Origin of the sequence: Mesorhizobium sp. B2-3-11, from assembly GCF_006442215.1 — a bacterium.
In the GTDB taxonomy this organism is placed as follows: Bacteria; Pseudomonadota; Alphaproteobacteria; order Rhizobiales; family Rhizobiaceae; genus Mesorhizobium; species Mesorhizobium salmacidum.
Genome location: NZ_VFVS01000015.1, coordinates 75,942 through 89,492 on the forward strand (window position 1 = coordinate 75,942; position 13,551 = coordinate 89,492).

General features: G+C 62.3%; 13 protein-coding genes and 1 riboswitch. Of the genes, 5 read left to right on the top strand and 8 right to left on the bottom strand.

From position 1 onward, the window contains the following. Positions 1-31 precede the first annotated feature (31 nt). Both FJ960_RS20215 and FJ960_RS20220 read left to right on the top strand, forming a co-directional pair. Positions 32-661, top strand: a complete 630-nt coding sequence (locus FJ960_RS20215) for an alpha-ketoglutarate-dependent dioxygenase AlkB (RefSeq protein WP_140506829.1) — start codon at positions 32-34, stop codon at positions 659-661. A 55-nt stretch (positions 662-716) separates the two neighbouring features. Beyond that, positions 717-1,940 carry a glycosyltransferase family 87 protein gene (locus FJ960_RS20220; RefSeq protein ID WP_181174276.1) on the top strand — a complete coding sequence of 408 codons (1,224 nt, stop codon included), beginning with the start codon at positions 717-719 and terminating at the stop codon, positions 1,938-1,940. Between the two features lie 18 nt (positions 1,941-1,958). Here the strand turns inward: FJ960_RS20220 and FJ960_RS20225 are convergent, their stop codons facing one another. From FJ960_RS20225 to FJ960_RS20240, 4 genes are all read right to left on the bottom strand, one after another. Beyond that, positions 1,959-3,521 carry a hypothetical protein gene (locus tag FJ960_RS20225; RefSeq protein WP_140716310.1) on the bottom strand — a complete coding sequence of 521 codons (1,563 nt, stop codon included), beginning with the start codon at positions 3,519-3,521 and terminating at the stop codon, positions 1,959-1,961. Between the two features lie 120 nt (positions 3,522-3,641). Continuing rightward, on the bottom strand, positions 3,642-4,268 hold the full coding sequence (locus FJ960_RS20230) for a hypothetical protein (protein WP_246672883.1): 627 nt from the start codon (positions 4,266-4,268) through the stop codon (positions 3,642-3,644). A 93-nt stretch (positions 4,269-4,361) separates the two neighbouring features. Continuing rightward, positions 4,362-5,462, bottom strand: coding sequence for a hybrid-cluster NAD(P)-dependent oxidoreductase (locus FJ960_RS20235; protein WP_140716312.1), 1,101 nt, complete (start codon positions 5,460-5,462; stop codon positions 4,362-4,364). Positions 5,463-5,526: 64 nt separating this feature from the next. After that, the gene (locus tag FJ960_RS20240; protein WP_140716314.1) at positions 5,527-6,774 is read right to left on the bottom strand and encodes an aromatic ring-hydroxylating dioxygenase subunit alpha; all 1,248 of its coding nucleotides are present in this window, start codon (positions 6,772-6,774) and stop codon (positions 5,527-5,529) included. Between the two features lie 114 nt (positions 6,775-6,888). After that, positions 6,889-7,091, bottom strand: a riboswitch (cobalamin riboswitch). A gap of 492 nt (positions 7,092-7,583) precedes the next feature. On the opposite strand from FJ960_RS20240, the gene FJ960_RS20245 reads away from it, so the two are divergent. The 3 genes from FJ960_RS20245 to FJ960_RS20255 all read left to right on the top strand — a co-directional run bounded on the left by FJ960_RS20245 (position 7,584) and on the right by FJ960_RS20255 (position 8,371). Then, positions 7,584-7,790, top strand: a complete 207-nt coding sequence (locus FJ960_RS20245; RefSeq protein WP_140506819.1) for a DUF680 domain-containing protein — start codon at positions 7,584-7,586, stop codon at positions 7,788-7,790. 71 nt (positions 7,791-7,861) lie between these two features. Then, the gene (locus tag FJ960_RS20250; protein WP_140716316.1) at positions 7,862-8,065 is read left to right on the top strand and encodes a DUF680 domain-containing protein; all 204 of its coding nucleotides are present in this window, start codon (positions 7,862-7,864) and stop codon (positions 8,063-8,065) included. Positions 8,066-8,131: 66 nt separating this feature from the next. Next, positions 8,132-8,371, top strand: coding sequence for a DUF680 domain-containing protein (locus FJ960_RS20255; RefSeq protein WP_140506815.1), 240 nt, complete (start codon positions 8,132-8,134; stop codon positions 8,369-8,371). A 79-nt stretch (positions 8,372-8,450) separates the two neighbouring features. Here the strand turns inward: FJ960_RS20255 and ugpC are convergent, their stop codons facing one another. From ugpC to FJ960_RS20275, 4 genes are read right to left on the bottom strand one after another with little or no spacing between them, the layout of a single operon-like run. Further along, positions 8,451-9,563, bottom strand: coding sequence for a sn-glycerol-3-phosphate ABC transporter ATP-binding protein UgpC (gene ugpC / locus FJ960_RS20260; RefSeq protein WP_140716318.1), 1,113 nt, complete (start codon positions 9,561-9,563; stop codon positions 8,451-8,453). Between the two features lie 29 nt (positions 9,564-9,592). Next, positions 9,593-11,257 (bottom strand): alpha-glucosidase, encoded by a 1,665-nt coding sequence (locus tag FJ960_RS20265; RefSeq protein WP_140716320.1) that lies wholly within the window; start codon positions 11,255-11,257, stop codon positions 9,593-9,595. Between the two features lie 4 nt (positions 11,258-11,261). Further along, positions 11,262-12,416, bottom strand: a complete 1,155-nt coding sequence (locus tag FJ960_RS20270; RefSeq protein WP_140506809.1) for a carbohydrate ABC transporter permease — start codon at positions 12,414-12,416, stop codon at positions 11,262-11,264. A 1-nt stretch (position 12,417) separates the two neighbouring features. Beyond that, the gene (locus tag FJ960_RS20275) at positions 12,418-13,431 is read right to left on the bottom strand and encodes a sugar ABC transporter permease (protein ID WP_140716322.1); all 1,014 of its coding nucleotides are present in this window, start codon (positions 13,429-13,431) and stop codon (positions 12,418-12,420) included. Positions 13,432-13,551: the final 120 nt, after the last annotated feature.

A 13,551-nucleotide genomic window follows, 5' to 3' on the forward strand; every position in this document is an offset into this window, starting at 1 on the left:
GGGCTCCGAACCATTCACATGAGCCAAATCCATGCTCGTTCTGCCCAAGGGCGTACGCCACATGCCGGCCCAGCTGTCCCGCGCCGTCCAGGAGGCGCTGGTCGAGGAGGTGAGGAGCATCGTCCAGCAAGCGCCGCTGTTCGTGCCGGCCATGCCGCGGACCGGCAAGGAGATGAGCGTGCGCATGACCAATTGCGGTCCGCTCGGCTGGGTCACCGACAAGGAACGCGGCTATCGCTACCAGCCGACGCATCCACTGACCAGAGAGCCTTGGCCGCCCATCCCCGACAGCCTGCTCGACCTGTGGCGGCAGGTGTCGGGTTATCCGAATCCGCCAGAGGCCTGCCTGGTCAATTTCTACACGCCTGATGCGAAGATGGGCCTGCATCAGGATCGCGACGAGGCCGATTTCTCGGCGCCCGTCGTCTCTGTCTCTCTGGGTGACGATTGCCTGTTCAGGGTCGGCCAGACAACGCGCGATGGCGCTACCAAATCGTTCAGGCTGAAAAGCGGCGATGTCGTCGTGCTTGGCGGCGAGGGTCGCCTTGCCTTCCATGGCGTCGACCGCATCTACCCTTCGACCTCGGCGCTGCTCAAAAACGGCGGCAGGATCAATCTGACGCTGCGGCGGGTGACGAAGCCCGATGAGGCCTCCAAATAAGCCGATCTTAACGCGCGTCCCCTATCAAGACTGCCAGGTCTTGGAAAACAGCGCAATGGCACCAGTCAACCAGACTGCCCCCTTTCGATCCGATATCCGTTTCGCGGCACTTGTGCTGTGCACCGGGATTCTGATCGGGCTGCGTTATCACCTGGGATTGTGGACATCCGACGAGCGCGGCTTGTCCGTGGTCAGCCACGGAATGCCCTATTGGGACTTCACAAACCTGTGGGCGGGCGGACGCATGGCGCTCGACGGGCATGTCGCGTTCCTGTTCGATATGGACAGCTATCGCGCAACCCTGCGGCGGATGTTTTCGCCAGACCTTCCCAACCAGGAGTGGAGCTACCCGCCCAGCATCCTGATTTTCGGCGCGCCGCTCGCGCTGCTGCCGATATTTCCCGCCTATCTCGTGTGGACCTTGGGCACGGTCTTTTGTCTCTGGCTGGCCCTCCGGCCGCTGCAACTGGGCAAGGCTGCCGAAGCAGCCATCCTCTTTTGTCCGGCCGTACTGATCGACGCGGCCTTCGGCCAGAACGGCGCCCTGACGACGGCCTTGCTCATCGGCGGATTGGCGGCGGTGCCGAAGCGGCCGGTCCTGGCAGGGCTGCTCTTCGGCCTGCTGACGGTAAAACCGCATCTCGGCATACTGGTGCCGTTCTGCTTGCTGGCGATTGGCAACTGGCGCGCCATTGTTGCCGCCGCGCTGTCGTCGTCGGCCCTGTTCGTCCTGACCGGCCTGCTGCTTGGCTCCGAGGTCTGGACGCTGTTCTGGACCGAGACCCGTCCCCTGATGACGGCGATTCTCGAGGCTCCCTACCCGCAGCCCTATCAGTCGAATGCGGCGACCATGTTCTTCCTGGCTCGTGCGTCCGGTCTGGGACTGACTGCGGCCTATGCGCTGCAAGCCATTGCGACGGTCGCGGCGATCGCAACGGCGATCTGGACCTGGTTGCCATGGCGGCGGGTCGAGCATCGCGAACGGGTCGTGCTCACCGCCGTGCTGGCAACGCTGGCGACGCCTTACGGCTACAGCTACGATACGATCGGCCTAGCCGTTGCCGTCGCCTATCTGTTCTCGACGCGCAACGCCATGCCGAGGATTTTTCTGGCACTGATCTGGCTATACCCGGCTATCGCGCATCTGGTGAACAATGCCGGGCTTGGCATCGGCGTGCTGGTACCGCTGTTCCTGTCGGCATGGATGCTTGCCGACATAATAGCCGGCGAGCGCGGGCCCACGGTTGGCGGCACGCCAGGCATCGACATGCCGACGTAGGACGCTTGGTTGCGATACCTATTGGCGAGCTTTGACGTCGGCGCGGATGAGCAGGGTCACCGACCCGTTCTGAAGCAGCGGGCGGTAATCCGCCAGGCTCTTGGCGATTGCGATATTGTCCCTCAAAGGTATTGGCGCACGCGGCTCCGCCGTCCCGTCGTCGACCACAATGTCGGGCCGTTTCGCGGCAAGTTCGCCGGCGATCGCCGCGGTATATTGCTGGCGCAAGGTCTCCAGATCCAGCCGTTGGGCAGGGTCCTGCGCCAACCCGATGAGGATCTCGGCATCACTGACCATCCAGGCGGAGGGGTTGCGTGCCACGACACGGGCGCCAGTCATCCGGGCGAGCGGATTGCCGGCCTGCAGCCGCGAGCCGATCGACATGAAGGTTGGATGGTCGATTACGCGGCTGACGGCGACCGCCGCGGCGTCGAGACCGCCGCGTGGCTGAGTGAATGCCAGACCTTGTTGCGCCACGACCAATTTCACGATCGAAAACAGCCCAAGCGCGGCCCCAAACATGGCCGGCAGGGGCAGGCTTCGCAATGGTTTCAACCTGATAGACTGCAGCATCAATGCCAGGACGCCGACTGTCAGGAACGGCAGCGCCTGATACGTCCACCCCTTGCCCATGATGACGAAGGCAGGGACATAGGCCGCTCCAGCCAAAAGCAGTATTTGCGCATCGCGATGGGGCCGACCGGGATAAGCCATCACCAGTGTGGCCCCTGCCATGGCCGCGAACATAGGGATAGGCCATAGCATCAACATGTCCATGACCGGCATCCGCATCGGCAAATAGACTTGACGCAACAAGGGCAGCACCTCGGCGAAGAAAGGCTGCATGAAAACAGCGAGTGCGATCAGATAGCCAACGGTCAGAATACCACCGACCACACTCTCGGTCGTAAAAAGCGGACGCAGCGAGCGTCGCTGTAGCGCAATCACAAGGGCCGGCAGCGCCAGAGCCAGCACGCTGTAGGGTGGTTTGATCATCACGAAGATACCGGCGCCGACACCGGCAACCATCCGCTCGGCGATGCTGCCGGCACGAAAATCCGCCGTTCGATCACGTGCCGAAAGCAATGCCAGCCACGGCAGCAAGGCGATCACGGCAATCTGCTCGCGCTGGCCGAAATCCGGCGGAAACAGGAACAGCACGACAAACACCGCCGCCGGAATGATCCAGACGCACCGCTTCAGAACCTCGTCGGTCCGTGCAAGAATGCGAGCCGAAAAGCAGACGGAAGCAGCCGCGAGTGCCGCCACGCCCACACTCACCCAAAATTCCGCCGACAGCCCGGTCAGGCGTTCCATGGCGAGGAAAGGCAGATAGAGCCAGGTTGAAAAAGGTGGATTGCCCTCGGCGATATCGACGTAAAGGCGTTCGCCGTTGAGGACACGGTCGCCAACCGTCAGCAGCCAGGACACGTCGACATTGCTCGGCACCACGATGAGCGAGACGACGACCGCATAAATGGTGATCAACAGCGTTGCGACAACCGGCCCGACAAGTCGAAATACAGCCTTGCTGGATTTCAAGCTCGCCGGCTTGCCCTGAGCAACGAGCGGGGCATTCATGCAAATGGCTTTCATCACCGGAACAACCAGTATCGGTGAGTTTCTAGCAGCCAGCAGTTAAGGGCGTTCTAACCTGGCGGTTGAACGCCATTTGACCGCTACAGATTGCACGGCGCGTCGCTATCGGCCTGGATGCTTGCCGGGATCAGGGCCGCGAACGCGGGAACCGGCTGCAGGCGCGCCGATGCGGCGCCGGACCGGCGGAACGCTGATCCTGACCGTGATGTCCAGCATCATCTCTCCCACCGTCGGCGGGCAAGGTACGGTCTGCAAGAAGACCAGGGGCGACGGTCCCTCTGGCGGCTCGCGGCGGGTCGGTCCGCCGCGCCATGCTTTGCCGCGCCATGCCCTGGCGGGCGGCTCCTGCCGCAGCCGGCCGCTCTTGCGTCTCAGCCGCAACTGCTTGGCAAAGCCGCGCGACAGCCAGGCCAGCCTGCCGAAATCGGTTCGCGGCTTGGCCTGCAGCACCGCCGACCAGCGCGAAAGGCCGGTGAGGTCGGCCATGTCAAGCACGCGCGCCAGCACCCTGTCCGGCACCGCCGCGCCAATATCGAGCGCGAGGTAGGAGAGCGCCACCGCCGCGGCCACGGCAAGGCCACGCCTGGCGACAACGTCGAGGAACACGTCCCAGTCGACATCGCCGGCGCGAATGGCTACAGCGCAATCGACCAGCCAATCGCTGTGCGTGTGGGCGTCGAGCCCGCCATGCGCGATGGCGAGCGCGATGCGGTCCGCAGGCGACGGCACCAGCACGCCGACGCCGCTGAATTCGGCCGCCGCCGCTCGCCGCCAGATCCCTGGTCGTCCTCGTCGCTTTGCTGCGAACCGTCATAGGGCGGATCAAGCCTCGATTTCCAGTGCCGACAGTGGCTTTGAACAGCAGGCCAGGATGAAGCCATCATCGATCTCGTGATCGAGGATGCCGCCATTGTGGCTCATCTCGACGCTGCCGGAGACTTTCTTCACCTTGCAAGTTCCGCACAGGCCGAATTCGCAGGCCGCCGGTATCCGCACGCCCGAAGCACGCGCCGTCTGCAGCACGGTCTGGCCGGCGACACAGTCGGCGTCGACGTCCGAAAGCGCGAAGCGGATCGGCGTTGCGGCTTCGACGGGGACAGCCACACCGTCCTGCGCCGGCGCCGCGAATGGCGCCGGGATTTCCTCAACGGTCGGCGCGGCAAAGCTCTCCTGATGGTACTTTGCCATGTCGAAGCCGGCGGCTTCGAGCATGCCGCGCACGGCGCGCATGAAGGGATCGGGGCCGCAGCAGAAGATTTCGCGTTCGCGGAAATCGGGCGCCAGCAGTGGCAGCCGGATAGCGTCGATGCGGCCCATATGGCCATACCAGCCCTCGCGGCTCGACCGTTCCTCGATCATGAAGCCGAGCGACAGGCCCGGCATGTGGCCGCCGAGCAGCTCCAGCTCCTTGCGGAAGATGATCTCTTCCGGGCGCCGCGCGCAGTTGACGAAGCCGACATCGGTCCATGGCGCGCAGTCGTTCAGCCAGCGCAGCATCGACATCATCGGCGTCACGCCGGAACCGGCCGAGATGAACAGATATTTCGCCGCCGGATGGCTGTGCAGTGAAAAGTCGCCGCCTGGTCCATAGGCCTTGACGTGCGAGCCGGGTGCCAGGTGATCGAACATCCAGCGTGTGCCAATGCTGCCCACCTGCGCCTTCACCGTCACCGCGATCGAGAATGGCCGCGACGGTGACGATGACAGCGTATAGGTGCGCATCAGCGGCCCGTCCGGTGTCGGCAATTCCAGCGCCACGAACTGGCCCGGCTTGTAGCGGAACCAGGTCTGGTTGTCGGAGCGGAAGGTGAAGGTCTTCACGTCGGGCGCCTCGTCGGTGACGCCGGTCACTTCCAGCACCTGCAGCCTGTCGTTCCAGGGCGCCATCTGGTCGAGATGGCGATAGAGGCCGAGGTCCGTCATCGCATTCATCCTCTTGTCCCTTTTGTTCTGCGCATGCCCAAAACCGCCGTCTTTAGCGATATGCCTAGGCAACGCTGCGCAGGGCCGGCCGGCCGCCTTCGGCAAGCCGTGGCCCGATGAAGGACGCGTACCACTCGACGAACTGGATCACGCCGCCCTCATGCAGCTCCGAATAGGGGCCTGGCTCGTAGGCCGGCGACAGGATGCCGAAGGCGTTTTCCTCGACGATGCGGCGATCCTGGTCGTTGGTCTCGGTCCAGACATGGGTGAGTTCTGCGAGATCGTAATCGACGCCCTCGACCGCATCCTTATGCACCAGCCATTTGGTCGTCACCGCCGTTTCCGTGGCGCTGATCGGCAGCACCCGGAAGGTGACGGCGTGGTCGCCCAGGATGTGGTTCCAGGTCGTCGGATAGTGGTAAAGCAGCAACGAACCGATGCGGTTGGTTGAAACGCTGTCGGAAAGGTTCCTCTCGACCGCGCGCTTTCCCGTCATCGTATAGCTGACGGCATCGCGCAGCAGCGGTGCGCGGGTCGCGCGATACTGGCCGGCCGGATCGATGCGGAACTTGCTCGGCAGGCCGGCCGCTTCGCATTTCGCCCAGTGCGCCAGCATCTCCGGATCGCTGTCGGCGCCTTGCACGCCGGTCACCGTCGGTGCTTCCGGGAAGGTCTTGCAGAGTTCGGGATGATTGCCGGCGCAATGATAGCATTCGCGGTTGTTTTCCCAGACCAGCTTCCAGTTGCCCTTCTCGATGATGGTGCTCTCGAAGGCGACTTTTGCCTCACACAGCCGGTGCGGCAAAAGGTAGGGCTCGATCATCACCCGCATCGGCGCGAAGTCGGCTGGCTCCTTGGCCAGGCAGATGAAGACATAGCCGGCGACGCTTTCGCAGGCGACCGGCTTCAGCCCGAACTGGCTCTTGTCGAACCCATCGGCCATCTGGCGGGCGAACAGCAGCCGGCCGTCGAGCTCGTAGGTCCATTGGTGATAGGGACAGACCAGCTTGGCGGCCGTGCCCTTGTCGGAATTGCAGACGCGGCTGCCGCGATGGCGGCAGGAATTGTGGAAGGCGTTGATCTTGCCCTGCTGATCGCGCACCAGCACGACCGGATAATCGCCGATCTGCACGGTGATGAAGCTGCCCGGCTTGGGCAATTCGCAATCATGGCCGATGAACAGCCAGTCGCGATACCAGATCAACTCCATGTCCAGCTTGAAGTAGTCCGGGTCGGTGTAAAAAGGCTGTTCCAGCGAAAAGTCTTGTCTGCGGCTGCTCAAGAGCCTCAGCATGTCGTTGCGCGCGTCCATGTCCTGTCCTCAGTTTCAAGGACTGAACTGGTGGTGATTGAGGAAGGACTGGGCGCAGATCGGCGAAAAGCCGGACAAACACCATCCGCCTCTTGACCGCCCACCGCGATCAGTCGAGTTCTAGCGATCTCGGGCTGGTTTCCGGGCTCTGGAGTTGTCCTTGCGGACCATCGCGACACCTTCCCAGGCTTTAGCCCAGTGGTCTCCCGTTGCGACTTGAACTCCACCACCGTTGCGGGGGCAGCGCCGGAATCTGACCGGCTTCCCAATTCTCCGCTCCGTCGTCACGCAGCGGCACCTGAGATGCCTGATCTAATCACGACAGGCTTTGCGACATCGGCACGAAAGCGACATCGCATCCATGCGGCGCGACACGCATGCTGGATCGTCATGACAGGCTTGTAGCCGTTGGAATCGCCTTCTGCCGCCAAGCCGCGCCGGCACCGTCTTCGACCCCTTTGCCGGCAGCAAATAGGTTAACAGTTTCAAAAAGTGACTATTAGAGGAGTCTAAAATCGAACCGAACGGTTCGTTTCTGTTGACGGTGCGTGCAAGATGCTGTGAACGCCGAGCCTCCGACACAGTTGGTGATCAGGATGCTGTTTCAAGGTAACCAGCTGATATCACAAGAGAAAATAAGAGATGCGGAAAGCGCTGGTACAATTTCAAGTGGTGGAGTCATGGTCCACGCTGAACAACTTCGTGATTGGAAACGGCAAGGGTGCTCTCCCACATCGGGGCTGTCCGAACGACGCGATTTAATCCCAAGACACGCCGCTAGATGGACGGAAAAATACTGGAGTACCAAAATGAAAAAGATCATTCTCACTGCCGCCGCCCTTCTGGCTGTTTCCGGCAGCGCCTTCGCTGGTAGCGACAATTACGGTTCGAACGGCGCCAACCAGCCTGCTGCCGCGGTGGACAGCTCGTACACCGCTTCCACCTCCACCAAGACGTCGGAGCCGGGTGCTCAAACGCCTGCTCAGGGCAGCGATCGCAACCTCTTCGGCCGCTAACGGCCTGTCCCCACGGACGGCGGGCTTGCCCGCCGATCCGGTAGAATTCAAGAAATTCAGGAGTGTCTAAAATGAACAAGATCCTTATTGCCGCCGCCGCCGTTCTGGCCATTTCCGGCAGCGCTTTTGCCAGCGACAACTATGGCTCCAACGGTGCCAACCAGCCTGCCGCCGCGGTGGACAACTCGTACACCGCGTCGGTCGACAAGTCGGCTCCTGCCAGCCAGGAGCCCGTCCAGCACGGCGCCGATCGCAACCTGTTCGGCAACAACTAACATCTCTTCAAGCAAGGACGGCGCGCTCAGCCCGCCCCTTGAATTCGAAAAAATCGGAGTACCGAAATGAAAAAGATTGTTCTTACCGCCGCCGCTCTTCTGATTGCCGCTGGCAGCGCCTATGCCGGCAACGACAACGTTGGCGGCACCGACATCAACAAGCTGGCGACCGTCAACGTCGACACCTCGCATACGGGCTCGATCCGCAAGAGCGAATCGCCCGTCTACAAGCTGCTCAATTCGTCGGGCGACGTACAGAAGTCCGCCCCTCAGGGCGCAGACCGCAACCTCTTCGGCAACAACTAACCAGCCGTGGTAATATACAAAAGAGAGCGGCGGGCTTGCCCGCCGCTCTCTTTTTGCGTTGTCGAGACAGCTTGTAGTCTCAGGCGGCTTTTGCTTCCGCTTCCTGCAGGGCGAACGACCGTCCATTCGCATCGAAGATATGAAGATCTCCGGCATTGGCGGTCAGCCGCAGCGTCGAGCCGCGCTTGACCTCGACATTGCCCGGCAACTTGGTCACCAGCGGCAGGTCGGCACGGCCGATGTCGATATAGACCAGCTGAACCTCACCGAGCTGCTCGAGATAATCGACCGTCCCCTCGAACAGATAATCGCTACCACTGGCGATCGCGAGATCTTCCGGCCGCACGCCGAAGCTGACCGCCGCTCCCTTTGCCGAAGCAGGCGTCGCGATCGGTACCGTCGCCTTGCGGCCGCCGACATGACTGACGATGGTCGGATTGCCCGTCTTGTCGACCGTCGCCGGCAGGATATTCATGGCCGGTGAGCCGATGAACTGGGCGACGAAGAGGTTGCCGGGGTTCTTGTAGAGCTCCATCGGCGTGCCGACCTGCTCGATGTGGCCATCCTTCAGCACGACGATGCGGTCGGCCAGCGTCATCGCCTCGACCTGGTCGTGCGTGACATAGATCATAGTCGTGTTGGGCATCGATTCCTTGAGCTTGGCGATCTCGATGCGCGTGGCGACGCGCAGCGCCGCGTCAAGGTTCGACAGCGGTTCGTCGAACAGGAACACTTTCGGATTGCGCACGATGGCTCGGCCGATGGCGACACGCTGGCGCTGGCCGCCTGACATCGCCTTGGGCAGGCGGTCGAGATATTTAGTCAACTGCAGGATCTCGGCCGCCTGCCGTACCCGCTTGTCAATCTCGGCCTTGCTTTCCTTGCCGATCTTCATCGAGAAGGCCATGTTGTCGTAGACGGTCATGTGCGGATAGAGCGCATAGGACTGGAACACCATGGCGATGCCGCGCTTCGACGGCGGCACGTCGTTGACCACCTGACCGTCGATCCTGAGTTCACCCGAGGTGATTTCCTCAAGCCCGGCGATCGAGCGCAGCAAGGTGGACTTGCCGCAGCCCGACGGGCCGACGAAGACGATGAATTCGCCCGATTTGATGTCGAGGTCGATGCCGTGGAGAATGTTGAGATTGCCGTAGGACTTCTTCACTTGTCTCAAATTGACATCGGCCATTGATTTCCTCCAGTGATTCCTCGGATGTTTCAGCCTATGCGTCCGAACCAGGCGTCGTAACCGCCGAGTTCGACCGAACCGGTGCTCGCCTGCCCGGAAAACCCGTGTCCCACCAAAGGTTGCAGGGTTCGGTTGCCGAGGTCAACCTTCGTCGGCCTGGCGCCCAGATTGAAAACGCAGACGACCTCCTCATTGCCCGCCCGGCGGGTGAAGGCGACGGTGTCGCCCTCGCTTTCGATGAAGGTGATGTCGCCCTTTGCCAGCGCCGGATGGGCGCGGCGGAAGGCGAGAAAGCGCCGGTAATGCTCAAGCAGGGAGGTCTCGTCGCCTTGCTGCACGTTGACCGCCTGTGACAGATGCTTGGCCGGCACCGGCAGCCAGGGTTTTGCCGGGGAGAAGCCGCCATTCCTGGCGCCGCCATCCCACACCATGGGCGTGCGGCAGCCGTCGCGGCCCTTGAATTCCGGCCAGAAGCGGATGCCGTAGGGGTCCTGCAGATCCTCGAAGCGCAGGTCGGCCTCGCCGAGCCCGAGTTCTTCGCCCTGGTAGATGCAGACCGAGCCGCGCAGCGACATCAGCAATGCCGAGATGACCTTAAGATAGGCGGACGGGTCGGCTTCGTCGGCGGCCCAGCGCGAGGCCGGGCGCATCACGTCATGGTTGGAAAACGCCCAGCACGACCAGCCGTCGCTGGCGACCCTGCCAAAGGCTTCCAGCACCGAGCGCACCTTGGCGGCGCTGATCTTTTCCGGCGCCAGGAAGTCGAAGGAATAGCACATATGCACGCGCTTGCCGCCGGCGGTGTAGGCGGCGACCACGTCCAGCCCGCGCTGCGAATCGCCGACTTCGCCGACCGCGGCGGTCGCCGGATACTCGTCGAGCAGCGCCCTGAAGCGCTCGAGGAAAGCGAGGTTCTCCGGCCGGCTCTTGTCGTAGATATGATCCTGGTAGTTGTAGGGGTTGACCGCCGGCGCGGTCTGGTCGTTGCGGTCTTCCGGCGGCAGCGGCGGATTGTTTTCCAGCCCCTGGCTGTGGAAGTAGAAATTGATGGTATCGAGACGGAAGCCGTCGACGCCGCGCTCCAGCCAGAAACGGGTGACGTCGAGCAGCGCGTCCTGGACTTGGCGGCTATGGAAGTTCAGGTCGGGCTGCTCGGCCAGGAAATTGTGCAGGTAATATTGCTGGCGGCTGGTGTCCCATTGCCACGCCGAGCCGCCGAAGATCGACAGCCAGTTATTGGGCGGCGTGCCGTCGGGCCTTGCGTCGGCCCAGACATACCAGTCGGCCTTCGGATTGGTGCGGCTCGAGCGACTTTCCATGAACCAGGGATGGATATCGGCGGTATGCGACAGCACCTCGTCGATCATCACCTTGAGACCCAGCCGGTGCGCCTCCGCCGTCAGCGCGTCGAAGTCGGCCAGCGTGCCGAACATCGGGTCGACGTCACAATAATCCGAGACGTCGTAGCCGAAATCCTTCATTGGCGATTTGAAGAAAGGCGAGATCCAGATGGCATCCGCGCCAAGGGCCGCAATGTAGGGCAGCCTGCCGATGATGCCCTTGAGGTCACCGATGCCGTCGCCGTTGGAGTCCTGATAGCTGCGCGGATAGATCTGGTAGATCACCGCGCCCCGCCACCAGTCGCGATCAATGGCGGGATCTGGTTTCGAAGTCGCCTTCAAAGCCGAGTGCATTGTCTCAACCTCCTTTCACCGAGCCGGCCAGCAGCCCGCGGACGAAATAACGCTGCAGCGAGAAAAAGACGATCAGCGGCACGATGATGGTGATGAAGGCCGATGTCGTCAGGATCTCCCAGTTGCCGCCACGCGAGCCGAGCAGCGCATTGAGCTTGGCCGTCAGCACGATCTGGTCGGGCGCCGTTCCGAGGAAAACCATTGCCACCAGGAGATCGTTCCATACCCACAGGAATTGGAAGATGGCGAAGGAGGCAAGCACCGGGAAGGACAGCGGCAGCACGATCTTGACGAAGATCTCGAAATCGCTGGCGCCGTCGATGCGCGCCGATTCCATGATCTCGCGCGGCAGGCCGGCAATGTAGCTTCGAAGCAGATAGATGGCGAAGGGCAGGCCGAAACCGGTATGCGCCAGCCAGATGCCGAGATAGGTCTTGGACGGCACGCCGAAGAACGTCCCGACGCCGTTGTAGAGCTTCAGGAGCGGGATAAGCGACATCTGCAGCGGCACCACCAGCAGGCCGATGACGACAGCGATCAAGAGCGCGCGGCCTGGAAAGCGCATCCAGGCCAGTGCGTAAGCCGCGAAGGCCGCGATCAGGATCGGGATGACGGTTGCCGGGATGGTGACCGTCAGCGAATTCATGAAGGAGCGGCCGATGCCTTCGGAAAACAGCACGGTCTGATAATTGTCGGTGGTGAATTTCGGCGGCGCCGACGAAGCGTAGTAGACGCGCTGGCCCCGGTCGCCTTCGAACGCCTTTGGCGAGGCCATGACGAAGCTGCCGTCGGCGTTGAGTTGCAGGGTCACGCCGTCACCGAGATCGGCTGATGTGCCGGCAGGATACTGCGTCGGTGCCGCCGCCTTGACGCCGAAGGCGCTTATCGCGCGCTTGGCCCCGTCGCCGAAGATATTGCCCTGGAGAACGAACTTGCCGTCCTTTTCTGCTTGTGTCGAGGCGGCCGGCAGTCGCCCGGCTTCTGTTTGGCTGGAACTGGCGAAGGAATTCCACCAGCCCGAGGCGATGATCTGGTCCTTGTCGCGCAGCGACGAGACGAGGATGCCGAGCGTCGGGATGGTCCAGATCACCACGAAGACGAGCACCGCGATATGGACGCCGAAACGGCTGGCGAACGAATTTCCGGTCGCGACGGCCATCTCAGTGCCCTCCCGTCTCTTTGTTGGCCTGGCGAATGTTCCAGATCATGATTGGAATGACAGCGATCATGATGATGATGGCAATGGTCGCGCCGCGGCCAAAATCGCCGCCGCCGCGGAACATCCAGTCGAACATCAGATTGGCCAGCACCTGGCTGTTCCATTGACCGTTGGTCATGGTCAGGACGATGTCGAACACTTTCAGAACCAGGATGGTGATGGTGGTCCATACCACCGCGATGGTGCCCCAGATCTGCGGCACCATGATCTTCCAGAAGATCTGGAATGGATTGGCGCCGTCTATGACCGCCGCTTCCAGTGTTTCTTCGGGGATGCCGCGCAGCGCCGAGGAGAGGATGACCATGGCGAAGCCGGTCTGGATCCAGATCAGGATGATCATCAGGAAGAAATTGTTCCAGAGCGGCAGCGATATCCAGACCTGCGGCTGGCCGCCGAAATACTGGATGATGGCGTTGAGCAGTCCGATCTGGATCTGGCCCTCGCCACGATATTCGTAGATGAACTTCCAGATCACGCTGGCGCCGACGAAGGAGATCGCCAGCGGCAGGAAGATCAGGCTCTTGGCGATCGTGCCCCACCATATCTTGTCGGTGAGCACGGCGATGATCAGGCCGAGGAAGGTGCAGGCCGCCGGCACCACCGCCAGCCACAGGACGTTGTTCCGGATGGCGTTTCGCAGATCCGGATCGCGCAGCGCCCACTCGTAGTTGGCGGCCCCCACGAAACTCGTGCCGCCGCGGTCGAAGAAAGACAGCCACAGCGTCGCGATCACCGGGTAAATCAGGTAGATGGTCAGGATGATCAGCGCCGGACCCACGAACAACCAGGGCCGCACCAATCCCTGCCGGCGCAGATTGTTGACGGCGGCCGTCCCGGACACCCCACGCGAGGGGAAGATCAGGTCGAGCAGTTTGTTGGCGCCCCAGAAATAGGCGACGCAGCCGCCGACGCCGATGATGATGACGAATATTGCCGAGAAAATCTGAGTCGCCATGGGTCCCTCTCCCTGCGCATGACCGGCCAGGCGATGCTGGCGACTGGATACGCCGACTTTCAGTTGTTCGGAACAATCGAAACGCGAAGGCTTCCGGCATGCACCGCTGGTCGGATCCGG

What these genes read in the sequence shown, in the direction of transcription:
- FJ960_RS20215 (WP_140506829.1), top strand. Translation starts at nt 32, where the DNA reads ATGCTCGTTCTGCCCAAGGGCGTACGCCACATGCCGGCCCAGCTGTCC.
- FJ960_RS20220 (WP_181174276.1), top strand. Translation starts at nt 717, where the DNA reads ATGGCACCAGTCAACCAGACTGCCCCCTTTCGATCCGATATCCGTTTC.
- FJ960_RS20225 (WP_140716310.1), bottom strand. Translation starts at nt 3,521, where the DNA reads ATGAATGCCCCGCTCGTTGCTCAGGGCAAGCCGGCGAGCTTGAAATCC.
- FJ960_RS20235 (WP_140716312.1), bottom strand. Translation starts at nt 5,462, where the DNA reads ATGACGGACCTCGGCCTCTATCGCCATCTCGACCAGATGGCGCCCTGG.
- FJ960_RS20240 (WP_140716314.1), bottom strand. Translation starts at nt 6,774, where the DNA reads ATGGACGCGCGCAACGACATGCTGAGGCTCTTGAGCAGCCGCAGACAA.
- FJ960_RS20245 (WP_140506819.1), top strand. Translation starts at nt 7,584, where the DNA reads ATGAAAAAGATCATTCTCACTGCCGCCGCCCTTCTGGCTGTTTCCGGC.
- FJ960_RS20250 (WP_140716316.1), top strand. Translation starts at nt 7,862, where the DNA reads ATGAACAAGATCCTTATTGCCGCCGCCGCCGTTCTGGCCATTTCCGGC.
- FJ960_RS20255 (WP_140506815.1), top strand. Translation starts at nt 8,132, where the DNA reads ATGAAAAAGATTGTTCTTACCGCCGCCGCTCTTCTGATTGCCGCTGGC.
- ugpC (WP_140716318.1), bottom strand. Translation starts at nt 9,563, where the DNA reads ATGGCCGATGTCAATTTGAGACAAGTGAAGAAGTCCTACGGCAATCTC.
- FJ960_RS20265 (WP_140716320.1), bottom strand. Translation starts at nt 11,257, where the DNA reads ATGCACTCGGCTTTGAAGGCGACTTCGAAACCAGATCCCGCCATTGAT.
- FJ960_RS20270 (WP_140506809.1), bottom strand. Translation starts at nt 12,416, where the DNA reads ATGGCCGTCGCGACCGGAAATTCGTTCGCCAGCCGTTTCGGCGTCCAT.
- FJ960_RS20275 (WP_140716322.1), bottom strand. Translation starts at nt 13,431, where the DNA reads ATGGCGACTCAGATTTTCTCGGCAATATTCGTCATCATCATCGGCGTC.